Origin of the sequence: Streptomyces sp. Sge12, assembly GCF_002080455.1 — a bacterium.
GTDB lineage: Bacteria > Actinomycetota > Actinomycetes > Streptomycetales > Streptomycetaceae > Streptomyces.
The window spans coordinates 4,837,894-4,861,078 of record NZ_CP020555.1 but is presented as its reverse complement, the minus strand read 5'-3'; the positions used below and the strand labels follow the sequence as shown (position 1 = coordinate 4,861,078).

At 73.1% G+C, this 23,185-nt stretch carries 18 protein-coding genes; 8 read left to right on the top strand and 10 right to left on the bottom strand.

The features are described 5' to 3' along the window. Nucleotides 1-41 precede the first annotated feature (41 nt). From manA to B6R96_RS21730, 5 genes are all read right to left on the bottom strand, one after another. A complete protein-coding gene (gene manA, locus B6R96_RS21750) occupies nt 42-1,199 on the bottom strand; it encodes a mannose-6-phosphate isomerase, class I (RefSeq protein WP_053169042.1) in 1,158 nt (385 codons plus the stop codon). A 37-nt stretch (nt 1,200-1,236) separates the two neighbouring features. Then, nucleotides 1,237-2,370, bottom strand: coding sequence for an SIS domain-containing protein (locus B6R96_RS21745; protein WP_030390888.1), 1,134 nt, complete (start codon nt 2,368-2,370; stop codon nt 1,237-1,239). 90 nt (nt 2,371-2,460) lie between these two features. Further along, nucleotides 2,461-2,646, bottom strand: a complete 186-nt coding sequence (locus tag B6R96_RS21740) for a Trm112 family protein (protein WP_030015246.1) — start codon at nt 2,644-2,646, stop codon at nt 2,461-2,463. Between the two features lie 211 nt (nt 2,647-2,857). Then, nucleotides 2,858-4,228, bottom strand: coding sequence for a phosphomannomutase/phosphoglucomutase (locus B6R96_RS21735; protein ID WP_081523339.1), 1,371 nt, complete (start codon nt 4,226-4,228; stop codon nt 2,858-2,860). A gap of 79 nt (nt 4,229-4,307) precedes the next feature. Further along, a complete protein-coding gene (locus B6R96_RS21730) occupies nt 4,308-4,682 on the bottom strand; it encodes a DUF3499 domain-containing protein (RefSeq protein ID WP_030386989.1) in 375 nt (124 codons plus the stop codon). A gap of 90 nt (nt 4,683-4,772) precedes the next feature. On the opposite strand from B6R96_RS21730, the gene B6R96_RS21725 reads away from it, so the two are divergent. Then, nucleotides 4,773-5,252, top strand: coding sequence for a metallopeptidase family protein (locus tag B6R96_RS21725; protein WP_384512306.1), 480 nt, complete (start codon nt 4,773-4,775; stop codon nt 5,250-5,252). A 30-nt stretch (nt 5,253-5,282) separates the two neighbouring features. Here the strand turns inward: B6R96_RS21725 and B6R96_RS21720 are convergent, their stop codons facing one another. The 3 genes from B6R96_RS21720 to B6R96_RS21710 all read right to left on the bottom strand — a co-directional run bounded on the left by B6R96_RS21720 (nt 5,283) and on the right by B6R96_RS21710 (nt 10,944). After that, entirely contained in the window at nt 5,283-6,761 is a 1,479-nt protein-coding gene (locus B6R96_RS21720; protein WP_081523337.1) for a DUF5719 family protein, read from the bottom strand. Continuing rightward, on the bottom strand, nt 6,758-10,429 hold the full coding sequence (locus B6R96_RS21715; protein ID WP_081523336.1) for a glycosyltransferase family 2 protein: 3,672 nt from the start codon (nt 10,427-10,429) through the stop codon (nt 6,758-6,760). The genes B6R96_RS21720 and B6R96_RS21715 overlap by 4 nt, the downstream gene beginning before the upstream one ends. Nucleotides 10,430-10,680: 251 nt before the next feature. Continuing rightward, the gene (locus B6R96_RS21710; protein WP_003983763.1) at nt 10,681-10,944 is read right to left on the bottom strand and encodes a WhiB family transcriptional regulator; all 264 of its coding nucleotides are present in this window, start codon (nt 10,942-10,944) and stop codon (nt 10,681-10,683) included. A gap of 628 nt (nt 10,945-11,572) precedes the next feature. Here B6R96_RS21710 and B6R96_RS21705 point away from each other — a divergent pair. Genes B6R96_RS21705 through B6R96_RS21695 form a run of 3 tightly spaced genes read left to right on the top strand, consistent with a single transcriptional unit; the run spans nt 11,573 to nt 14,426 of the window. Next, the gene (locus B6R96_RS21705) at nt 11,573-12,112 is read left to right on the top strand and encodes a cysteine dioxygenase (RefSeq protein WP_081523334.1); all 540 of its coding nucleotides are present in this window, start codon (nt 11,573-11,575) and stop codon (nt 12,110-12,112) included. 59 nt (nt 12,113-12,171) lie between these two features. Continuing rightward, a complete protein-coding gene (gene cofD, locus B6R96_RS21700) occupies nt 12,172-13,131 on the top strand; it encodes a 2-phospho-L-lactate transferase (RefSeq protein ID WP_081523332.1) in 960 nt (319 codons plus the stop codon). Further along, nucleotides 13,128-14,426 (top strand): coenzyme F420-0:L-glutamate ligase, encoded by a 1,299-nt coding sequence (locus tag B6R96_RS21695; RefSeq protein ID WP_081523330.1) that lies wholly within the window; start codon nt 13,128-13,130, stop codon nt 14,424-14,426. Before cofD ends, B6R96_RS21695 begins: the two co-directional genes overlap by 4 nt. Before the next feature lie 14 nt (nt 14,427-14,440). Here the strand turns inward: B6R96_RS21695 and B6R96_RS21690 are convergent, their stop codons facing one another. Together B6R96_RS21690 and B6R96_RS21685 are read right to left on the bottom strand one after the other, a co-directional pair. Then, on the bottom strand, nt 14,441-15,439 hold the full coding sequence (locus tag B6R96_RS21690) for a DNA-3-methyladenine glycosylase family protein (RefSeq protein ID WP_081523328.1): 999 nt from the start codon (nt 15,437-15,439) through the stop codon (nt 14,441-14,443). 271 nt (nt 15,440-15,710) lie between these two features. After that, entirely contained in the window at nt 15,711-17,102 is a 1,392-nt protein-coding gene (locus B6R96_RS21685; RefSeq protein WP_081525191.1) for a peptidoglycan recognition protein family protein, read from the bottom strand. 139 nt (nt 17,103-17,241) lie between these two features. Here B6R96_RS21685 and B6R96_RS21680 point away from each other — a divergent pair, with 139 nt between their 5' ends. From B6R96_RS21680 to B6R96_RS21665, 4 genes are all read left to right on the top strand, one after another. Then, a complete protein-coding gene (locus B6R96_RS21680) occupies nt 17,242-17,991 on the top strand; it encodes a TIGR03089 family protein (protein WP_081523326.1) in 750 nt (249 codons plus the stop codon). Nucleotides 17,992-18,176: 185 nt separating this feature from the next. Continuing rightward, on the top strand, nt 18,177-19,421 hold the full coding sequence (locus tag B6R96_RS21675; protein ID WP_237291481.1) for an LCP family protein: 1,245 nt from the start codon (nt 18,177-18,179) through the stop codon (nt 19,419-19,421). A 222-nt stretch (nt 19,422-19,643) separates the two neighbouring features. Continuing rightward, entirely contained in the window at nt 19,644-21,377 is a 1,734-nt protein-coding gene (locus tag B6R96_RS21670; protein WP_081523322.1) for an LCP family protein, read from the top strand. Between the two features lie 60 nt (nt 21,378-21,437). After that, nucleotides 21,438-23,132 carry an LCP family protein gene (locus B6R96_RS21665; RefSeq protein ID WP_234431793.1) on the top strand — a complete coding sequence of 565 codons (1,695 nt, stop codon included), beginning with the start codon at nt 21,438-21,440 and terminating at the stop codon, nt 23,130-23,132. The last annotated feature ends 53 nt before the right edge of the window (nt 23,133-23,185 follow it).

The window sequence follows — 23,185 nt, the reverse complement described above, 5'->3', positions numbered from 1 at the left end:
ACCGGCCGCACATTGTTGCAGCCGGTGGGACGGACGCCACGTCAGACCACCACGGTGGCACGGAAGACCGTCCCGCTTCCGGACAGTTCGACCTTTTCGCCCGCCGGTACGAAGACCGACTCGCCGGGGGCCAGGGTCAGTTCGCCGACGTGCGGGGAGCCGGCCGTGCACAGCAGGATCTGCGGGGTCTCGTGCGGGAGCACGCGGGAGGCGCCGCCGGGCGCGAGCAGGAAGCGGGAGAGCCGGAACTCGTCGATGGGGGTCTCGTAGACCTCCTCGCCGTCGCCCTCGGGGCGCAGCAGGTTCGGCTCGCCCGGCTCGAACTTCGCGATCCGCAGCAGTTCGGCCACGTCCACGTGCTTGGGGGTGAGTCCGGCGCGCAGCACGTTGTCCGAGTTGGCCAGCAACTCGACGCCGAGTCCGTCGATGTAGGCGTGCGGGACTCCGGCGCCGAGGAACATCGCCTCGCCGGGCTGGAGTCGGACGTGGTTGAGCAGCATGGCCGCGATGACTCCCGGGTCGCCCGGGAAGTGGTGGACGAGAGTGGCGTACGGGGCGTACGGGCCACCGAGGCGCGTCACGGCCGCGGCGACCTCGTGCACGGTGTGGGCCATCTCGACGCGGTCGGCGGTCAGTACGGCCGTCAGCATCTCGCGCAGGGCCGCCTCTTCGGGGTGGGCGCGCAGCAGGTCGACGTACGGCTTGAGGCTGTCCACGGCAAGGCCGGCGAGGAGCTCCGCCGCGTCCAGTGGCGGCCGGAAGCCGCACAGCCCGTCGAACGCGGTGAGCGCGCAGATCATTTCGGGCTTGTGGTTGGGGTCCTTGTAGTTGCGGTGGTCCGCGTCGATCGGGACCCCGCGGCGCTCCTCGTCCTCGAAGCCGGCCCGGGCCTGGTCCAGGTCGGGGTGGACCTGGAGGGAGAGTGGGGCGCCGGCGGCGAGGATCTTGAACAGGAAGGGCAGCCGGGGACCGAACCTGGCGACGGTGGCGGCGCCCAGCTCGCCCTCGGGATCGGCGGCGATGACCTCGGAGAGCGCCTGCTCGCCCGCGCCCCGGTCGAGGCGGGAGGGGGCGCCCGGGTGGGCCCCCATCCACATCTCGGCCTGGGGCTCACCGGTCGGTTCGACACCGAGGAGCGCGGGGATCGCCGTGGTGGATCCCCAGGCGTAGGGGCGGATCGTGTTCGTCAGGCGGTCCATCGTCGTCTTCCTGGATAGAGCTGGGTACGTGCGTGCCTCAGCTGTGTCCCCCGGAAGCCAACGCCAGGTAGGCGGTGGCGAAATCCGTGACGGCGAGGAGTTCGGCGAGCTGCTCCAGCTCGACGCCCTCCTCCGGTTCGAGCTCGCTGACGGCCGTGTCGTGGCTGTGGGCGAGTTCGCGTGCGGCGGGGGCGGCGGTGAGGCCGCCGGTCGGCCGGTCGCGCAGCAGGACGATGCGGGCGCGGAGGGCCTGGGGCTCTTCGACCCGGTCACGGAAGAAGTCGTCGGGGTCGGCGCCGGCGGCGAAGGACCCGGCGAGCAGGACGCCGTGGGCGGGCAGCGCCTCGGGAAGCACCGCGGACAGGGCGGGGCGGCCGGCGAGCTCGGCGAGCGTGGCGGCGAACCGGCGGCCCGCGGGGGCGGCGCCGGTGCCCTCGCTCCAGATGAGCGGGAGGGAGTCGGCCAGCTCGGCGGCGAGGGTCTTGGCCGGGTTGGAGTAGGTGGCGATCGCGGGCCCGCAGCGTTCGGCCGTCCGGTCGAGCCGGTCGGCGACGAGCTGCAGGGTGTCCGGGGCGGCCGTGATCAGGCCGACCTTGTCGAGGAGCAGCAGCAGGGGCGTCAGCAGGGCCCACAGGGCGCCCGGTCCCGCCGCGGCGGACTCGTCGTACTCCTGGTACGGGGCCTTGGCCATCGGTACGAGGAGCCCGTGCGCGCCGTCCACCGCCTCGCTCAGGGGTGAGCGTTCGGGGGCGACGGCGACGACGGTGCAGCCGCGCCGGTAGGCCTGCTCGGCGAGGACGGCGAGCCCGGGCTCGGTGCCGTCGGTGGTGGCGAGGAGCAGCAGGTCGACGGGGCCGGCCCAACCGGGCAGCGCCCAGCGCAGCGCGCCGGCCGCGTGGGCGACGCCGGTGGGGTCCAGCCGGATGACCGGCGCGGAGGCCCCGGCGAGGGCGCCGAGCAGGTCGGCGACGCCGGTGGCGGCGGTGCCGGGGCCGGCGATCAGGACGGAGCGCGGGCGGCCGTCGGGACGCAGCTCGGCAAGGCCGGCCTCGTTCGCGTGCCGGGCGGCGGTACGGACTCTGGCTCCCGCCTCGGCCGCACCGCGGAGCAGGCCCCGGCGGTCGACGCGGGCGAGATCGTCCGGTGCGTCGAGGAGCGACTCGTCGAGCATGGCGGCCTCCGGCGGTGTTGACGGATCCAGGGTGGCGGAATCGGTCTCAGCGTCTGCGTGTGCCCTTGTTCCGGGGCGCGCGGCAGGGGGTCAGGCGGGGCGGCGGGCCTCGTCCACGAGGAGCACCGGGATGCCGTCGCGGACCGGGTACGCGAGGCCGCAGTCCTGGCCGGTGCAGATCAGCTCGGGGGCCGTCTCGTCGGCCGACTTGTCCTCGAGGGGCGAGTGGCAGGCGGGGCAGGCGAGGATCTGCAGGAGGCCGGCTTCGAGCGGCATGGGGCGGTTCCCTTCGGGCATGTGGGTGGGGCGAGGTCAGCGTACCGCCGAGTCCGTGGCGGTGCGGTGTCGTGGGGCGGGTCGGTCCGGCCCCCGGGGCCTGCGCCCCGGGGGAACCCGGCTCCGCCGGGCACCGGGCTCCGCCCGGACCCGCGCCTCAAACGCCGGCGAGGCCGGGATGGCCGGAGCCCGGACTTCGGCGGGGCTGGGGTCAGGCGCGGATGAGGGACAGGGCCTCGTCGCGGACCTTGGCCAGGGTGGCCTCGTCACGCGCCTCCACGTTCAACCGCAGCAGCGGCTCCGTGTTCGAGGCCCGGACGTTGAACCACCAGTCCTCCGCCGTCACCGTCAGACCGTCCAGCTCGTCCAACGTCACGCCCTCGGTACTGCCGTAGGCGGCCTTCACCGCCGCCAGACGCGCCCCCTGATCGGCAACCGTCGAGTTGATCTCCCCCGACCCCGCGTAACGGTCGTAGGAAGCCACCAGCTCCGACAACGGCCCGTCCTGACCACCCAGCGCCGCCAGCACATGCAACGCCGCCAGCATCCCCGTGTCCGCGTTCCAGAAGTCCTTGAAGTAATAGTGCGCCGAGTGCTCACCACCGAAGATCGCACCCGTCCTCGCCATCTCCTCCTTGATGAAGGAATGACCCACCCGCGTCCGCACCGGCGTCCCGCCGTTCTCACGGACCACCTCCGGCACCGACCACGAAGTGATCAAATTGTGGATCACCGTGCCCGAACCACCATTACGGGCCAGCTCACGCGCCGCGACCAGCGCCGTGATCGCCGACGGCGACACCCCCACACCCCGCTCGTCCACGATGAAACACCGGTCCGCGTCACCGTCGAACGCGATACCGAGGTCGGCGCCCTCGGCAAGGACACGGGCCTGGAGGTCCACGATGTTCTTCGGATCCAGAGGATTCGCCTCATGGTTCGGGAACGTGCCGTCCAACTCGAAGTACATCGGCACCACATCCAACGGCAGACCCTCGAACACCGTCGGAACCGTGTGACCGCCCATCCCGTTGCCCGCATCCACCACCACCTTCAGCGGACGGATCGAGGACAGGTCCACCAGACCCAGCAGATGCGCCGCATACCCCGGCAGACTGTCCAGCTCCGTGACCGTCCCCGCCACCGTGCCCGACGCCACCGCCGGCGCGCCCCCGTCCGACCACTTCTCCACCAGCTCACGGATCTGCGACAGACCCGTGTCCTGACCCACCGGAGCCGCACCCGCACGACACATCTTGATCCCGTTGTACTGCGCAGGATTGTGCGACGCCGTGAACATCGCACCCGGCAGACCCAGCGCACCCGACGCGTAATACAACTGATCCGTCGAACACAAACCGATCAACGTCACATCCACACCACGCGCCGCCGCACCCCGCGCGAACGCCCCCGACAAACCCGGGGAGGACGGCCGCATGTCATGACCGATCACGATCGCATCAGCACCCGTGACCTCGACGAACGCCGCACCGAACAACTCGGCCAACGACTCGTCCCACTCGTCCGGCACGACACCACGCACGTCATACGCCTTGACGATGTTCGAAAGATCTGCGGCCACTGCCTGCCCTCCTGAAGGTCCTGTGCGGTTCAGCAAAACCTACCCTGAACCGGGAGCAGCTCTTCAGACCGTGGGGGCGTCAGGAATCGGGCGATCTCAGGACGCGCAGGTGGCCGCGACGGGTCTCGCCGGTGGACTGGCCGCCCCGTTCGGAGCCCCCGGCCTCGGCCGCGCGCCCCGGCGGGCGGGCGGCTTCGCGTACTGCGTTGGCCAGGGCTTCGAGGTCGTCGCCGCTGGGGCGGGAGGGACCGGAGCCGTCGGACAGGCGCACGACGTCCCAGCCCCGTGGGGCGGTCAGGCGCTCGGAGTGCTCGGCGCACAGGTCGTAGCAGTGGGGTTCGGCGTAGGTGGCGAGCGGGCCGAGAACTGCGGTCGAATCGGCGTAGACGTACGTCAGTGTCGCGACGGCAGGGCGGCCGCACGCAGTGCGCGAACAGCGACGTACAAGGCTCACGACGTTGGACGGTACCGCACTCTTGACCGGGCCGCGACGACTCCACCGCCGCTCACTCCCCCGTGTCGTGCTCGGGGCTACCCTGCGGGGGTGACGGACACCCCTCTTCCTCCCTGCCCCGCCGAGCCCCCCGCGGGGGCCGCAGCCGAGCCGCGCCTGCGTCGGCGCGACCGGCACGGGCGCGGGATGCGCGGTCCGGTGGCCCCTCCTCAGGTGCCGCTGTCCGCGAGCCGGTCGGAGCTGTTCGGGGACCTCGTACGGGACTCCGTGGAGCGGCTGGAGCGGCGCTGGCCGCAGCTGGCCGACGTGGAGTTCCTGATCGGTGACGTGCCCGGCCCGCCGGGTGGCGCGGACGGCGGCTGGAACGACGAGGCGGTGCCGCTGGGCGCGGTGTCGGAGTCCCGCGAGGGGCGGCCGGCCCGGATCGTGGTGTTCCGGCGGCCGGTGGAGATCCGTACCAAGACGCGGGACGAGAAGGCGATGCTGGTCCACGAGATCGTGGTGGAGCAGGTCGCGGAGCTGCTGGGGCTCTCGCCGGAGACGGTGGACCCCCGGTACGGCCAGGACTAGCCGCCGTACCGGGGGCGTTGCGTCATCCGGTCATCGGGTCAGGACCGAGAGGTCCTGGGCGGCCTTGGGGACCGACACCGTGGAGTGGTCGTCCGAGAACCCCTGGACGGTGAACATCGCGATGCCCTCGTGCGGGAGGGACAGGGTGCGGGCCGCGTGGACCGGGCCGCCCGAGAGGGTCTCGACGGTGAGGGCGTAGGCGCCCTTGCCGCCGGCCGGGGCCAGGGTCAGCGTCTGGGTGGTGCCCGCCTTGACGGTGACCTCCTGGGAGGCCGGTTCGCCGCCGCCGGTGCCCGGCGAGGCGGTCACCTTGACCTTCGCGTCGGCGGCCGGTGCGGTGAGGGACAGCAGGGTCGTGTTCTCCTCGGGCCGGTTGTCGGCCACGGTGGCCCGGGTGCCGACCGGTCCGGTCGCGGGGATGAAGCCGATCTCCTGCTTGGCTCCGCTGCCGCGGACCACCCGGAGCGCCGCGACGACCGGGGCGGACTTCTTGGGGTCGGCGGGGGTCAGCAGCAGTGAGCCGGGCTCGCCGCGGGTCACGTCGCCCAGATCGACGGCCGCCGTCATCCCGGCCTTGACGTGCACCTGCTCGTTGCCCGCCGGGCTGATCGCGCCGCCCGGTCCGGCCAGCCGCACCTTCAGGTCGGCGTCCTCCTCGCCCGGTGCGAAGACGACCAGCCGTACGGAGGCGGCGTCCGCCGGGATGCCGGGCAGGACGACCGAGCCCGCCGGGTCGGCGGAGGCGGCCAGCCAGTCGGAGCCCACCTGCTCCTCCCCGACCTGCACGGATGCGCCCACGCGGCCCGCACGGGTCGTCACATGGGCGGTGGCGTCCGCGAGCTGGGCGCCCGGGACGAGGGACGACAGCAGCACGGTCTTGGAGGACTTGGGGTCGACCCGGATGCTCTCGCTGGCGCCGGCGTCGGGCTTGGCCGGTCCGTCGGGTCCGAAGAGCTTGATGTCGACGATGGCCGCGGCGTCGTCGGGGTTGGTGAGGTGGACGTAGTCCTCGCGCCCCTTGGCCGTGCTCACGGCGGGGAACCAGAAGTCGGTGCCGGGTGCCGTGCAGCCGGCGCCGAGGACGCCGCGGGTCCGGCCGACCGAGACCTTGGTGGTCAGCTGGGCGGTCCAGCCGGGGGCGAGGACGCCGTCCGCGCTGCCGGTGAGGGCGGGCGCGTCGGCGCCGCTGGCGGTGGCCCCGACGGGCTTGCCCGGCTCCTTGGGCTCCAGCACCGGTTTGGCGTCCTTGGTCGCACCGAGCAGCCGGGCCGAGCCCTTGCCCTCCCCGGTGGGGGCGCCGGGGGTGAAGGACGTGTACGTCGTCTCGGCGATGTCCGAGGAGCTGGGCCCCGGGCACACCAGCAGGGACCGCTCCACCGGCATCCGGGCCGCGGCCTTGCCGTCGGCCGCCCGTCCGTCGGCGGGGGGCGCGGTGAGGGCGGCGACGCCGGTGATGGCGGCGAGGGCCGCGGTCACCGCCGCCAGCGTCAGGGGTGCGCGCTGCTTCACTGCTGGGGGCTCCCGTCCGGACGCGGGTCGTGCGGTGCGTGGGGGTGGTGGGGGTCGTACGGCTGGTAGGGCTCGTACGGGTAGGCGTACTGCTGCTGGTCCGGGTCCTGGACCGGCTGGTGCTGCGGCTGCTGCGGGTACGGGACCTCGTAGACCGGTTGGCCCTGTTGGTCGTACTGGCCCTGTTGGTCGTACTGGCCCTGCTGGTCGTACTGCGGGTACTGGTCGTACGGGGCCGGCTGCTGCCCCTCGTACGCGTATCCGCCCTGGTCGCCGTAGGCCTGGTACGCGTACGCGTCCTCGCCGTACACCGGCTGCGCGGGGATCTGCGCGTACGGGTCGGCGTCCGCGGCGGTCTCCACCGGTGCGGGGGCCGCTTCGGCCTCGGCGCGCAGCCGGCGGGCCCGGCGGCCCTCGCCGGCCTCGCCCGGACCGGGCTGCGCGAAGATCGCGGCCTCCTCCTCGGGCAGGTCGTCGTCGAGCTGTGCGCGGCGGCCGGGCAGGGCCATGACCAGCAGGACCAGGGCGAGCAGGCCCTGGGCCCAGTACCAGGCGGTCCGCAGCAGGGAGTCCTCGTGGACGAGGTCGAGGCGGCCGCCGTCGGCGGGCAGTTCGAAGCCCTGCGCCCAGCCGTCGAGGGTCTTGGGCTTGAGGGGCTTGCCGTCGACGGTGGCCTTCCAGCCCTCGTCGGCGCGGTCGGCGATGCGCAGGACGCGGCCCGCCTCCCCGGAGGGGATCTTGCTGTGGGCCTCGACGGGACCGGCCGCGACCGGGATCGGGGCCTCGCCCGGCTTGCCGGAGACGATCACCGCGCGGGGCAGCCAGGGCTCGACGCCCCACAGGGCGGTGCCGTCCTGCTGGTGGCGACGGCTGAGGCCCGGGGTGGCGTCGAGGACGCGGCGGATCTCCTCGGGGCCGCCGGGGCGGAACATGACGAAGCGGATCGCGAAGGCGCTGAGCTGGCTGGACTGGTCGGCGCCGGAGCCGGCCACGAGGTTGGAGACGACCTTGTCGAGGCGGGCGTCGGCGCCGGTGCGGGCGGCGACCTCCGCGTCGCCGATCCGGCCGCCGGAGCCGCGGACGAGGCTGTAGGAGACGTGGGCGGGCGGGTCCAGGTCGAGGATCAGGGTGCGGGTCTGGTTGTCGTCGCCGCCCGCGTCCGCGACGAAGGCCGGGACCTGTACGGGGTCGCGGCGCTGGAGCGGGCCGTCGGCGCCGGCGAGCATCCAGGTGGCGGCGGCCACCAGCGGGCCCGCGGCGGCGGCCAGGGCGATCAGGGCGGCCAGCGGCTGGCGCCAGCCGAAGCTGCGCGCGGCGACGCGTTCGCGGGCCCCGTCGGCGCCGAGGGCGGCGGCCGCGAGCAGGGCGACCCCGTAGACGAGGGTGGCGGGGCCGGCCCAGGCGCTGCGGTTGACGAGGACGGCCAGGAGCAGCGCGGCCAGGGCGGCGGCCCAGGCGGTGCGGACGGCGAAGGCGCGGTCGCTGCGCAGCAGGGCGGCCAAGGCGGCGAGGACGATGCCGATGAGCAGCAGGGCCGCGCCGGTGCCGGGGCCGCCGGGGCTGACGGTGAGCAGGCCGAGGGCGTCGGCGGAGCCGGCTCCGTAGGGCAGTCCGGCCTCCTGGAGGAGGCGCCCGGGGTGCGTGAGCAGGCCCAGCGACCAGGGGGCGAGTACGACGAGCGGGACGCCGAGGGTGGCGAGCAGCCGCAGGCCGTACGCCTTCCAGTGCGCGCGGCGCAGGACCAGCGCGGCGGTCCCGAGGACGGCGGCGAGCGGCCATACGACGGGGGTGAAGGCGGTGGTGAGGGTGAGCAGGAGCGTGTACGTCCACACCGCGCGCCGGCCGCCCCGCCGCTCGGTGGCCTGCGCGCCGTCGGCGAGGTCGAAGGCGGCGACGGCGGAGCGGGCGAGGAGGGGGAGCACGACGGCGAGGACGGCGGTGCCGAGGCGGCCGCCGGCGAGGGCTCCGGTCACGGCGGGGAGGAAGGCGTAGGCGACGGCCGCCCAGGCGCGCAGCAGCCGGGAGGTGACGAGCGGCCGGGAGGCGAAGTAGGCGGTGAGGCCGGCGAGCGGGACGGATCCGACGAGCAGCAGGGTCAGGGCGGCCTGTGTGGAGCCGAACAGCAGGGTGGCGAGGGTGCCGAGGACGGCCAGGTAGGGCGGGGCGGGGGCGGTGGAGCCGGTGCCGACGGCGTGCCAGCCGCCGGTGTAGGCGCCCCAGAGCGCGGAGCCGCTGTCGGGGGCGGGCAGCAGGGCGCCGCCCATCAGGGAGCCGCCGCCGATCAGGCCGCGGCAGGCGGCGAGGGAGACGACCAGGAGGAGGCCGAAGAGGAGGGGCGCGGGGTTGCGGGCGAGCCGCTTGAGGCGGGCGAAGCGCTCGACCTCGGGGAGGTAGTCGCCGTCCTCGCCGGGGGCGTTCAGGATGCTTCCGCCGCCGTGGCGGCCGGCGGGGGCGGCGTCGGTGTCGCGGTCGGCGCCGAAGTAGCCGGCGAGCTGTTCGGCGTTGGCCCGCAGGGAGGCTCCCGGCGGCGGGAAGAGCGGGCGCAGTTCGGCGGCGGGGACGGCGGGCCTGCGGCGGGCCTTGCGGGCGGCGAGGACGCGGCCGGGCCGGAGCAGGGTGGCAAGCAGGCCGGTGAACTCGTCGACGGCCTGGCCGGGGGCCTTGCCGATGAGGTAGGCGAGGGTGCGCAGCACGGTGCCGAACAGGACGCGCAGCAGGACGTAGGGCAGGGCGCGGCCGGAGCTGTTGGCGAGGATCGTGTAGACGGCGCCGGCCTTGTCGACGCGGTGCGGGCCGGCGGCGGTGCGTCCGGCGCAGTCGACGGTGCGGCGTTCGCGGGCTGCTGCCTCGGCGTGCCGCAGGACGGCGTCGGGGGCGACGAGGACGGTGTGGCCGGCGCTCTGGGCGCGCCAGCACAGGTCGACGTCGTCGCGCATCAGGGGCAGGCGCCGGTCGAAGCCGCCGAGGGCGTCGTAGACGTCGCGGCGGACGAGCATGCCCGCGGTGGAGACGGACAGGACGGGGCGGACCTGGTCGTGCTGGCCCTGGTCCTGTTCGCGGCGGTCGAGGCCGGTCCAGCGGCGGCCGCTGCGGGCGATGGTGACGCCGGCTTCGAGGAGCTGCTTCTTGTCGTACCAGCCGCGCAGTTTGGGGCCGATGACGGCGGCGTCGGGGTTGTCCTCGGCGACGCGGAGCAGTTCGGTGAGGGCGTCGGGTTCGGGGGCGCTGTCGTCGTGCAGGAGCCAGAGCCACTGGACGGGTTCGCCGTGGGGGAGGTCGGGCAGGTCGTACGCGTCGTCGCGCCAGGTGCGGCTGACGGGGTCCCAGCCGCTGGGGCGCTTGAGGTACGGGAGGTCCTCGGGGGTCAGGGTGCCCGCGGAGCGCGCGGCCTCGTCGACCGCGGTGCCGAATCCGGTGCGGCGGGCGAGGTGCAGGACGCGGTCGTCGCCGAGGGCTTCGGTGAGCAGGCGCGCGGATTCGTCGGCGCTGCCGGTGTCGGCGGCCATGTGGTTCTGCGCGGGGCGTTCCTGGCCGAGGAGGCCGGCGAGCGTCCGGGGCAGCCAGCGGGCGCCGTCGTGGGCGACGAGGACCGCGGTGACGACGTGCCGGGGGAACTCGGGTGTGCCTGGGGCCTGGTAGGAGGCCGTCGACTGGCTGTGCAGGGACATCGCGGTACGGGCCCTCCGGCCGGGGGTCCGGGGGTGGTGTGCCCTCGGAGGCTGCTGGACAGCGCCCCACCCTAACGGCTGCCACGACAGCGGTCCGCCTCCTGCGGGGAAGGTGCAGGAGGCGGACCGTTTGCCGTGCCGTGTGCGATGCCGTGTGTTGTGCCGTGTCGTGCCGTGTGCCGTGCGGTGTCGTGCTTTCGATATGTCGTGCGATGTGCGGTAGGTGCCGGACCGGTGGTGGGTCGGCCGTTTCAGACCGCGGCCTTTTTCAGGCGGCGGCGTTCCCGCTCGGACAGACCGCCCCAGATGCCGAATCGCTCGTCGTTGGCGAGTGCGTACTCAAGGCATTCGGAGCGGACTTCGCAGGCGAGGCAGACCTTCTTGGCCTCGCGGGTGGAGCCGCCCTTCTCGGGAAAGAAGGACTCGGGGTCGGTCTGGGCGCAGAGAGCGCGCTCCTGCCATCCGAGCTCTTCGTCCGCCTCCTCGACCAGCAGTTCCTGAAACAGCTCGGTCATGTGCGCCCCTCGCTCTGTCTGTGCGTCCCCGTGACGATGTCGTCACTGATTGCTACGTAACGACACGAGTGAAATTACAAGTGCGTGGCTCCGGGGCAGTCAAGCCGAGATCTGCTATTGGGCCCCTTATTCACTCTGCGGAACCAAGCGTATGCAGTAAGTGTTCATATCGCCAAAAATCGTGACACATGCCACCGGCACCACGGGATGCCGTCTTTACCCGTATTCCACGCGCCACCTCCGAACAGGGTTGCGATCACGTCGGAGAAGCGGCGCAGATCACATTCAGGTCACGGATGTGAGGTTCAGGTTTGAGCCTCGACACAGCGCCAATCCCCTGCTTTGGCCTGCACAAACCTTTCTCCGGGCACGGTAACCGGATGAGGTGAAACTTTTACACCAAACCGGACATTGAGTTGACAGTCAGGCCCCCGAACCGTTCTCCTTGTTCCCATGTCAGCGCCCGCAGCCGCCACCCGGACCCCCATTCGTGGGTTCCTGTGCGCTGCCCAGGTTCGCTGTTGCTGTTGCAGCTGTTGATGCCCGCGGAGCCCCGGCTCCCGAGAGCTCCGGCCCGCCCCCGCAGCAACCGCCAGCACGACTGACATCCGTCGAGGTACCCCCCACGATGAACAGCACGTACAGCGCCACCCCCGCCGCCTCCGCCGCTCCCGCGGCCGTCGAGAGCGACCTCCAGATCGCCGGCGACATCCTCGCCGTCCAGCACCTGCTCCAGCCCGCCCGGGAACACCCGGCCACCGTCGCCGAGTTCGTCGGGCTGGCCCGTTCCGTCGCCGAGGACCGCGCCTCCTGGGAGCACCTCGTCCGGTACGACGCCACCACCCGCTGGTACCACCGGCTGCGCACCGGCCCCGGATACGAGGTCTGGCTGCTCAGCTGGGTCCCCGGCCAGGGAAGCGGCCCGCACGACCACGGCGCCTCCTCCGGCGTCATGACCGTCCTGGAGGGCGAGCTCACCGAGCACACCACCCGCGGCCGGCTCACCCACCGCCCCGGCACCCAGCGCGTCCTCGCCCCCGGCCAGGCGCACGAGGTCGTCAACGACACCCTCGACGGCGCGGTCAGCCTGCACGTCTACTTCCCCGGCCTGACCGAGATGCCGATGCACAGCTGCTCCCCGGCCGAATCGGCGACCGTACCCGCCTGACCCCCGAACGGCCCGACCACCGCCCCTCGACGACAGCCTCCGGCTGACAGACTGTCTGCATGCGCATCGTTGTTCTGGCCGGCGGTATAGGCGGCGCCCGGTTCCTTCGCGGTCTCAAGTCGGCAGTGCCCGACGCGGACATCACGGTCATCGGCAACACCGGTGACGACATTCACCTCTTCGGGCTCAAGGTCTGCCCCGACCTGGACACGGTGATGTACACCCTCGGCGGTGGCATCAACGAGGACCAGGGCTGGGGGCGCACCGACGAGTCCTTCACCGTCAAGGAGGAACTCGCGGCGTACGGGGTCGGACCCACCTGGTTCGGCCTCGGCGACCGCGACTTCGCCACCCACATCGTGCGGACGCAGATGCTCGGCGCGGGCTACCCGCTGAGCGCCGTCACCGAGGCCCTCTGCGACCGCTGGCAGCCCGGCGTACGGCTGCTGCCCATGACCGACGACCGGGTCGAGACCCACGTCGCGATCACCGAGGCGGGCACCGGCGAGCGCCGCGTCATCCACTTCCAGGAGTACTGGGTCCGGCTGCGCGCCTCGGTGGACGCGGAGGCCGTCGTACCCGTGGGCGCCGAGCAGGCCAAGCCCGCACCGGGCGTGCTGGAGGCCATCGCCGCCGCCGACGTGATCGTCTTCCCGCCGTCGAACCCGGTGGTCTCGGTCGGCACGATCCTCGCCGTCCCCGGCATCCGGGACGCCGTGGCCTCCGCCGCGGCGCCCGTCATCGGCCTCTCCCCCATCGTCGGGGGCGCGCCCGTGCGCGGGATGGCCGACAAGGTGCTCGCCGCCGTGGGCGTCGAGTCCACCGCCGCCGCGGTCGCCCTGCACTACGGGACCGGGATGCTCGACGGCTGGCTGGTGGACACCGCGGACGCCGGCGCCGTCGCCGAGGTGGAGGCCGCCGGCATCACCTGCCGCGCGGTGCCGCTGATGATGACCGACCTGGAGGCCACCGCGGAGATGGCCCGCGCCGCGCTGGAGCTGGCGGAGGCCTCGCGGTGACGGGGGCGCCCGCGTACGAGGTGCGGGCCGTCGAAGGGATACCGGAGGTCAGGCCGGGCGACGACCTGGCGAAGCTGATCACGACGGCCGCCCCCGACCTGCGCGACGGCGACGTCCTGCTGGTCACCTCGAAGATCGTCTCCAAGGCCGAGGGCCGGATCGTGGAGGCGGACTCCCGCGAGGCCGCGATCGACGCCGAGACCGTACGGGTGGTCGCCCGCCGGGGTCCGCTGCGGATCGTCGAGAACCGGCAGGGCCTGGTGATGGCCGCGGCCGGCGTGGACGCCTCCAACACCGCTCCGGGCACGGTGCTGCTGCTGCCCGAGGACCCGGACGGCTCGGCCGCCGCGATCCGCGCCGGCGTGCGCGACACCCTGTCCGTGGACGTGGGCGTGGTCGTGACGGACACCTTCGGGCGGCCGTGGCGCACCGGGCTGACGGACGTGGCGATCGGCTCGGCGGGCGTACGGGTCCTGGACGACCTGCGGGGCCGCACGGACGCGCACGGCAATCCGCTGAGCGCGACCGTGGTGGCGACCGCGGACGAGCTGGCCGCCGCCGGCGACCTGGTCAAGGGAAAGGCGGCCGGACTGCCGGTGGCCGTCGTACGCGGTCTGGCCCACCTGCTGGGCGAGGGCTCCTCGGCCCGGGACCTGGTGCGCTCACCGGCCGACGACATGTTCCGGCTGGGCACCTCGGAGGCGGTACGGGAAGCCGTGACGCAGCGCCGTACCGTACGGGCCTTCACGGCGGAGCCGGTGGACCCGGGCGCGGTCCGGCGGGCGGTGGCGGCGGCCGTGACGGCCCCGGCCCCGCACCACACGACGCCGTGGCGGTTCGTGCTGCTGGAGTCCGAGGCCTCCCGGGTGCGGCTGCTGGACGCGATGCGGGACGCGTGGATCGCGGACCTGCGGGCGGACGGCAAGTCCGAGGAGTCCGTCGCCAAGCGGGTCAGGCGCGGGGACGTGCTGCGGGCCGCGCCGTACCTGGTGGTGCCGTGTCTGGTGACGGACGGCGCGCACCACTACGGGCACGCGCGGCGGGACACCGCCGAGCGGGAGATGTTCGTGGTCGCCATGGGCGCGGGCGTGCAGAACCTGCTGGTCGCGCTCGCCGGGGAGCGGCTGGGGTCGGCGTGGGTGTCCTCGACGATGTTCTGCCGGGACGTGGTGCGGGAGGTGCTGGAGCTGCCGCAGGACTGGGACCCGATGGGAACGGTGGCGGTGGGGCACCCTGCGGCGGCCCCTGCGGAGCGCCCGGGGCGGTCCGCGGCGGACTTCATCCAGGTCCGCTGAGACACCAGCACCCGTTAGAAACGGCCGATGTCGCTGCGCGGCATCCGGGGCGCGCGGCGGGGCGGGGTGCGGCCCGCCAGGAGGATGAGGCGGGCCGCGCGGTGGCGCTGGCCGGCGTACGGGGCGAGGAGCTCCAGCATGGCGGCGTCGTCGGTGTCGCGGTCGCCCGTGAGGGCGAAGCCGATGATGCCGGGCAGGTGGAGGTCGCCTGTGGTGATCGCGTCCGGGGCGCCGTTGCTGCGCTGGAGGGTCTCGGCGGAGGTCCACGGGCCGATGCCGGGGACGGCCTCCAGCCTGCGCACGGCTCCGGGCAGGTCCATCGCGGCCGCCTCCTCCAGCCGGTTCGCCACGCGGACGGCCCGCAGGATCGTGTCGGAGCGCTTGGCGTCGACCCCGGCCCGGTGCCAGTCCCAGGAGGGGATCATCGCCCAGGTCCGCGGGGCGGGCAGGACGTACAGGTCCGGGTTCGGGCCCGGGGCGGGCTCGCCGTACTGGCGCACGAGGCGGCGCCAGGCGCGGTAGGCCTCGTCGGCGGTGACCTTCTGCTCGAGGACCGTGGGGATCAGGGATTCGAGGACCAGGCCGGTGCGGGTCAGGCGCAGGCCCGGGCGGCGGCGGTGGCTCGCGTGCACGAGGCGGTGGCGGGGCACGAACGCGGCGGGGTCGTCACCGGCGCCGAGCAGCGCGGGCAGCTGTTCCAGGAACCAGTCGGCGCCGGGGCCCCAGGCCTCGGCGGTGATCTCCGTGCCGGTCCCGGAGACCCGCAGGGTGGCGGCGAGGCCCTGCGGGCTGCGGCCGGTACGCCAGACGGAGCCGTCGGGGGTGGTGCGGAAGGTGGGGTCGGCGGGGCCCCGGCGGAGCGGGCCGAGGGTGAGCCCGAGGTCGACGGGCCCGTCGGGGGTCCAGCGGCGCTCCCTGGCCCCGGAACCGGCGGCGCCGCCCCGGCCCGCGGGTACGTCGGTCCGGCCGCCGCGGACGGCGGCGCGGGTCAGGGGATCGAAGCGGCCGGCCATGCCCCGAGCCTAAGCCGTCTCTTCCGGATCCTGTCGGGCCCGCGACGCCCGGCACCGCACCCGGCCGCGTTGCCGGGGCGCCCGAGGACGTCCGGTACGCGGTGCGCTCCTCCGCCTTGCCATGTACGGCAGCGGACGCCGCGGGCCCGGCCGACAGGATCCGGAGAGACGCCTGGCCGGGCCCGGCCGCGTCCCCCGGGGCGCCGCAGGGGGTGCGGGGCGGAGCCCCGGCAGCGGCACCGCATCCACGGACCCTGCGGACCGCCGGAGGCTACGGGCGGCCCTGGAGCTTGGCCGAGGCCGTGCGGGTCGCGCCCAGCTTGCCGTAGAGCTTCGTGCCCGGGCATTGGGTGGCGAAGCCGTCCCGGTGGCCCGCGATGACGTTCATCGACACGTTCCTGCCCTTGGGGTAGCGGTTGCCGCCGCCCGAGGTCAGGGTCGTCTTCGCGCGCGGGTCCCGGCCGAAGAGGCCGAGCTTCCAGGCGGTGAGGCGGGCGACCGCGTCGACCGCCACCGCCGGCGGGGCCGAGGAGGTGAAGGTGCCCAGCACCACGACGCCCATGCTGTTGGTGTTGAAGCCCATGGTGTGCGCGCCGAGGACCGCCTTGGAGACGCCGCCCGCGCGGCCCTCGTAGACCGTGCCGCACTTGTCGACGGCGAAGTTGTAGCCGAAGTCCCGCCAGCCGTTGCTGACCACGTGGTAGCGGTAGAGGCTGCGCAGGACCGCGGGGGCGTCCTTGCAGGCGTAGTTGTTGCCGGAGGCGCTGTGGTGGACGAAGGCCGCCTTCACCGTGCTCGTGTAGACGAAGCCCGGCTCGCGCAGGCCCTCGTTCGCGCCCCAGCCCTTGCGGGTGACGATCCGCGGGCGCGGGCCGATGTACGGGGCGGCCGCGGCGGTCAGTGCGCCGTCGCTGGCGAAGACGGCGTCGGCGGTGGAGTCGGCCTTGTCGAGTGCGGTGATCTCGTTCGCGCCGAGCGAGGCGTGCGGGACGTTCGCGGCGGAGGACTCCGCCGTCGCCATCGACATGGCGGGCACCATCTCGCCCTTGCCGTCACCGTCGCCCTCGGGGCCGGTGTTCTTGCCGTCGGAGCCCGTGGCGGGGACCTCCGCGCCCGGGTCGACGAGTTCGATCCGCATGCCCGAGGGCAGCCGGGAGGGGGCGCGGGTGGTGGGGGCGCCGGGCTCGGCCTGGACGCGGATCTCCACGCCGTCGGACTCGCCCACCCACAGCGGGGCGGTGGCGCCGCGGATCGGGCGGGAGCCGCGTTCCGCCGCGTCGGGGTCGGCGGCGTGCTCGCCGTTGTGGGTCTCGACGTCCTGCCAGTCCGACCAGGTGGCGGTGCGGACGGAGCGGGTGCGTACCTGGACCCGGCCGTTCAGTTCGGTGGCCGCGTCGTCCCAGACCACGCCGACCAGCGAGAACGTCTTGACCTCGCGTGCGGTCAGCCCCTGCGTCTCGGGGCGGCCCGCAGAGGCGCTCATTCCGGGGACTCCGGGTGCCCGCGTCGCCGAGGGCCCCAGGGGGACGAGCGGCAGCGACTGGGTGGACCCGGCGGGGGTTACGGGGGCGGACTCGGCCAGGGCGGGAGTGGGGAGCGCGAGGGGCAGGGCCAGTACGGCGGCCGTCGCGACGCCGATCGAGGAAGCAAGGAATCCACGCATGAACAGGATGGTGAGCACCCGGACCGCCGGGCGCCATCGGAGAACTGACGCTCCGTCCGACACGCCGTGGATACCCCTCCCCCGTACGGGGGAGCCGGCGGCCCCCGTACGAGGGACGGGCCCGCGTACCCTGTGCCGGGTGAACGCCATTGACCGCACCCCTGCCGACCTGCTGCGATCCGCGCTCGCCGCCGATCCGGGCCGCCCGCTCGTCACCTTCTACGACGACGCCACCGGCGAGCGCGTCGAATTGTCCGTCGCGACCTTCGCCAATTGGGTGGCCAAGACCGCCAATCTGCTCCAGGGGGATCTGGGGGCCGAGCCCGGGGACCGGCTCGCGCTGATGCTCCCGGCGCACTGGCAGAGCGCGGTCTGGCTGCTCGCCTGCGCCTCGGTCGGGGTCGTCGCCGAGGTCGGTGGCGATCCGGCCGGAGCGGACCTCGTCGTCAGCGGGCCGGACACCCTGGAGCAGGCCCGGGCGTGCGGCGGTGAGCGCGTCGCGCTCGCGCTGCGGCCGCTGGGCGGACGCTTCCCGCAGCCGCCGGCCGGTTTCGCCGACTACGCGGTGGAGGTGCCGGGGCAGGGCGACCGCTTCGCCCCCTTCGTGCCGGTGGACCCCGAGGGCCCGGCGCTGGTCGTCGACGGCGAGGAGCTCACGCACACGGCGCTGGTGGCCCGTGCCCGCGAGGACGCGGCGAAGCGGGGCCTCGGCGAGGGCTCGCGGGTGCTGACCGGGCTCGGCTACGACACCTGGGAGGGGCTCTCGGCCGGGCTCTACGCCGCGCTGGCCGCGGGCGGGTCCGTGGTGCTGTGCCGGAACCTGGACCGGCTCTCCCCGCAGGACCTGGCCCGGCGCGGCGAGAGCGAGCGCATCACCCACACCGTCTGATCGCCGGCCGGACGCCCTTCGCCCACACTGGTGAAGGGCAGGTACGGGCGATTTGTCACCCGCATGGCCCTAGACAGGCCCCTGCCCCCGGGCTGCTCCGGCCGCCCGGGGGCAGCATCGGCAGTGGCCGTGCTCACCCGTACGGCCGACGGCCTTGAGTCGTAGCGGCGAGGGGACGGACGCCAGTGACGGACAGCGCAGGCATACCGGGCGGCACCGACGCGGACGGGGGCGCGGGGCGGCCCCCGCGCGGCCGTGGGCGCCGGAGCCGCCTGCTGCGCCGCGTCGGGCTCGGAATGGTCCTGCTGGTCCTGGCGGGCACGGCCACCGGCTGGTGGCTCTACAACAAGCTCGACGGGAACATCACCGAGGACACCTCGGCCGCGGCCGAGCTGCGGCGCTACGAGCGCGAGCGCCCGGCCCACCTGGCCACCGGGGCCCAGAACATCCTGCTGATCGGCTCGGACTCGCGCTCCGGCAGGAACAACGCCGGGTACGGGCGGGACAAGGGCACCGAGCGCTCGGACACCACGATCCTGCTGCACCTGCCGCAGGACCGCAGGAGCGCGACCGCGGTGTCGATACCGCGGGACCTGATGACGGACATCCCCGTGTGCACGCAGCCGGACGGCAGCCGCACCGCCGAGCAGTTCGCGCAGTTCAACTGGGCGTTCGAGTGGGGCGGGGCGGCCTGCACGATCCGTACCGTGGAGAAGCTCACCGGGATCCGGATCGACCACCACATGGTGATCGACTTCGACGGGTTCAAGAAGATGGTCGACGCGATCGGCGGTGTCGAGGTCTGCCTCAAGGAGCCGGTGAACGACGTGGAGGCGAAGCTGCGGCTGGCCGCCGGGCGCCAGACCCTCCGGGGCGAGCAGGCGCTGGGCTTCGTGCGCGCCCGGCACAGCCTGGGCAACGGCAGCGACACCGAACGGATGGGCCGGCAGCAGCAGTTCCTCGGCTCGCTCGTCAAGAAGGTGCAGAGCAACGGGGTGCTGCTCAATCCGACCCGGCTGTACCCGCTGCTGGACGCGGCGACCTCCTCGGTGACCACGGACCCGGCACTGGCCTCGCTGCGCGGCCTGTACGAACTGGTGCGGGGCATGCGGGACATACCGACCGATCAGGTTAAGTTCCTGACGGTTCCCCGCAAGCCCTATGCACCCAACCCGAACCGGGACGAACTGGTCGAGCCCGCCGCGGAACGCCTGTTCCAGCAGCTGCGGATGGACAAGCCGGTCACGGTGACCCCGCCGAAGCCCAGGCCGACTGCCCCCGCGGCCGAGGCCGCCGGCGACGACACCGAGTCCGATACGCCCGGAACATCCGATACGGACGCGGACGGCACGGACGAGGGAACCACCACATCCCCCCTGCCCGTCCCTACTTTCACCGGAACCACCGCGGGGAACGCCGACTGCCGGTAAAGCAATCCCAAAAGCCGGTGACCGAACCGAGTGGGATGGGTGGTTCACCCCGTTATAAGGGGAGTGGAATTTGTCACCAGCATGGTTTGCGGCCGAACAGGGCGGATAGGGTGAGCGATCCGGTGCCCGGCCGGACCAGAGATCGGGCACCAGCAGCCGGATCGTTGACCGTGCGCCTGGGGGAGGCGCGTCGCGAGGCACCGACGGAGGATTCGAGCAACCGTGGATGCGCAAAGCCGTGGGCGGGCGGAAGAGATCGACCCCGCTGACCAGTGGGTACTCAATCCCCGCACCGGCAACTACGAACTGCGACTGGCCGACTCCGCCGCGCAAGCGCGGCCCAAGGTCACCGCACCCCGCAGATCGCCGTCTGCTCCCTCCACCCCCACCTCCCCCTCACCCGGTGTGCCCAAGCCGCGGCGCGGCGATGCCCCGCCCGGCGGCCGGCGCGGTGGCCGCTCCCGCAAGGGCGGCGGCGCCGGCGGTGGTGGACGCCGCAAGAAGGCACTGGTCATCACCGGTGGGACGCTGGCGTTCCTGCTGGTCGGCGGCTCGCTGGCGGCGTACCTCTACTACGACCACCTGAACGGCAATCTGAGCGTCACCGACATCGCGGGCGCGGGCACCGGCGGGTTCAAGAAGGACCAGGCCATCAACATCCTGGTCATCGGCACCGACAAGCGCAGCGGTGCGGGCAACGAGGGCTACGGCGACAAGGAGAGCGTCGGCCACGCCGACACCACGATCCTCTTCCACATCGCCAAGGACCGCAGCAACGCCACCGCGCTGTCGATCCCCCGCGACCTGATCACCAACATCCCGGACTGCCCGACGAAGCAGCCGGACGGGACGACGAAGGACGTCCGGGGCTCGAAGGGGGTCCGCTTCAACAACAGCCTGGGTCAAGAGGGTCGCGACGCGGGCTGCACCATGCGCACCGTGAAGGGCCTCACCGGCATAGAGGTCGACAACTTCATGATGGTCGACTTCAACGCGGTGAAGACCCTGAGCACCGCGGTCGGCGGGGTGCCCGTCTGCCTGGAGAAGGCGGTCGACGACAAGGACTCCAAGCTCAAGCTGTCGGAGGGCGAGCACCGGTTGCAGGGCGAGGAGGCCCTGGCCTTCGTGCGGACCCGGCACGCCTTCGGCAACGAGAGCGACCTGGACCGGATCAAGACCCAGCAGCAGTTCCTGGGTTCGATGATGCGCGAGATGAAGTCCAAGGAAACGCTGACCAGTCCGAAGAAGTTCTTCTCGCTGGCGGAGGCGGCCACCAAGTCGCTGACCGTGGACCAGGGTCTGGGCTCCATCAACAAACTCACCGACCTGGCGGGCGAGTTGAAGGACATCGACCTCAAGAACATCACCTTCACCACCCTGCCGGTGCTCGACAACCCGGCCGAGAAGGTCAAGGCCACCGTCGTCGTCAACCAGGCCCTCGCCGATCCGCTGCTGCAGATGATCCGGGGGGACGTCTCGCTCACCGAGGTCGAGAAGAAGGAGCAGGCCGCCAAGGAGGCGGCCGACGCCGACGCGAAGGCCAAGCAGGACGCGCTGCTCCAGGGCAACCGCGCCCCCGCGGCGGACGTACGGGTCAACATCTACAACGGCGGCGGGCCCAAGGGCTCCGCCTCCACCACGGTGAACTGGCTGCAGAACAGCAAGGGCGTGTCCAAGTCCAGCAACGTCGGCAACGCACCCTCGAAGGTCGGCGCCACGCAGCTGGAGTACGCACCCAACCAGGCCGACCAGGCCCGGGCGCTGGCGGACATCATGGGCCTGCCGGCCACCGCGCTGAAGGTGGGGACGGCGAACGCGGCGTCGAAGACGGCGATGAAGCTGACGCTGGGTCCGGACTTCCAGCAGCCGGGTTCCCCCCTGGCGCCCGCCGCGCCGCAGCAGCTGCCCGAGGACGTGCAGCAGGCGCAGGCCGACAAGGCCGTCTGCGCCAAGTAGCGGGACTCGGCCGGGAGTACCGGCACGACTATCGACCACGAAGGATTTTGAGGGGGACCTGTGAGGCACAGCAGCGTGCGGGGGGAGGGGGCGACCGCCCGGACCACCGAGGAGATATCCGACGGCGGGACGGACGCCTCCGCCTCGGTGCCCCCACCGCGGGGCGGCTCCAGAGCGGCCCGCCGGGCGGCCGGGCGCCGTCCCACCAGACGGGGCCGTCGGCGCGTGCTGCGCTGGGTGGCCTCCGTGCTGTCCCTGCTGATACTCGGCACGGCGGCGGCCGGATACCTGTACTACCGCCATCTGAACGGCAGCATCCAGACGGACGCGCTGAACCTCGGTGAGACCAAGCTGGGCGGTTCCAAGCCCAACGCCTTCGGGCAGACCCCGCTGAACATCCTGCTGATCGGCTCCGACGCGCGCGACGACGAGGCCAACCAGTCCCTCGGCGGCGGCACGAGCACATTCAACGGCCCGCCCCTGGCGGACGTGCAGATGCTGCTGCACCTGTCCGCGGACCGCAGCAACATGTCGGTGGTCTCGATGCCGCGCGACACGATCCTGATGATGCCCAAGTGCACCGAGCCGGGCGGCAAGGTGCACCCCGCCAGCAAGGGCCTCGTCCAGACCAACGAGTCCCTGCAGCGCGGCGGTCCGGGCTGCACCGTCGCCGCCTGGCAGGAGCTGACCAAGATCCCCATCGATCACTTCATGATGATCGACTTCAAGGGTGTGGTCTCGATGGCGGACGCCATCGGCGGCGTCCCGGTCTGTGTCGAGCAGAACGTCCACTCCCGCACCCGCGACGGCAAGGGGTCCGGCCTGAAGCTGCCGAAGGGCACGAGCGTCATCCAGGGCGAGACCGCCCTGCAGTGGCTGCGCACCCGCTACGGCTTCGAGGACGGCACGGACATCGGCCGCACGCACGCCCAGCACCAGTACATGACCTCGATGGCCCGCGAGTTCCGCAAGAACGCCAAGCTCACCAACCCGGTGAAGCTCAACAGCCTGGCGCAGGCGGCGATCCAGGCCATGGTCGTCGACACCGGCCTGAACAAGATCGACAAGCTGTACGACCTGAGCGTGGAGCTCAAGAAGGTGCCGCCGGGCCGGATCACCATGACCACCATGCCGTGGGTCTACAGCAACAAGCCCGGCATGGACGGCCGGGTCGAGCCCATGGCGGGCGAGGCCGAGGCCGTGTTCCGGATGGTCCGCGAGGACATCGCGCTCGACGGCAAGGGCTCCGGCACGCCGGCGGAGGGCGCCTCGCCGTCCCCGGGTGCCTCCGCTCCCGGGACCGCCCCGAGCACGGCGCCGACCACGGCCCCGGCCGCGGCTCCCGCGAAGATCGCGGTCTCCGTGCGCAACGCCACCGGCGGCAAGGACGGCGCCGAGGCCAGGGTCAAGAACCGGGCGAACGACGTTGCCGCGCTGCTGGTCGGCAAGGGCTTCACCAAGGCCGGCGCCGACACCCAGACCGGGGCCGAGGACACCACGGTGATCCGCTACGCCACGGACGCGCAGGCGGCCGACGCGGGCGCCCTGGCCACCGCCCTGGGGCTGCCCGCCGCATCGGTGCAGAAGTCCGAGGACGTCGCCGGGATCACCCTGTTCGTCGGCAAGGACTGGCGGAGCGGCAACGCGCCGACCCCGCCGCCGCCCGCCCCGACCGTGGCCCCGACCTCGGCCCACGCGCTCAACGGCGACAACGAGGGCGCCTGCATGCCGATCCAGCCGGGCTTCACCTGGTAGGCGCGCATACGGAAGGGGCCCGGACCGGCGGCTGCGACGTACGCAGCCTCCGG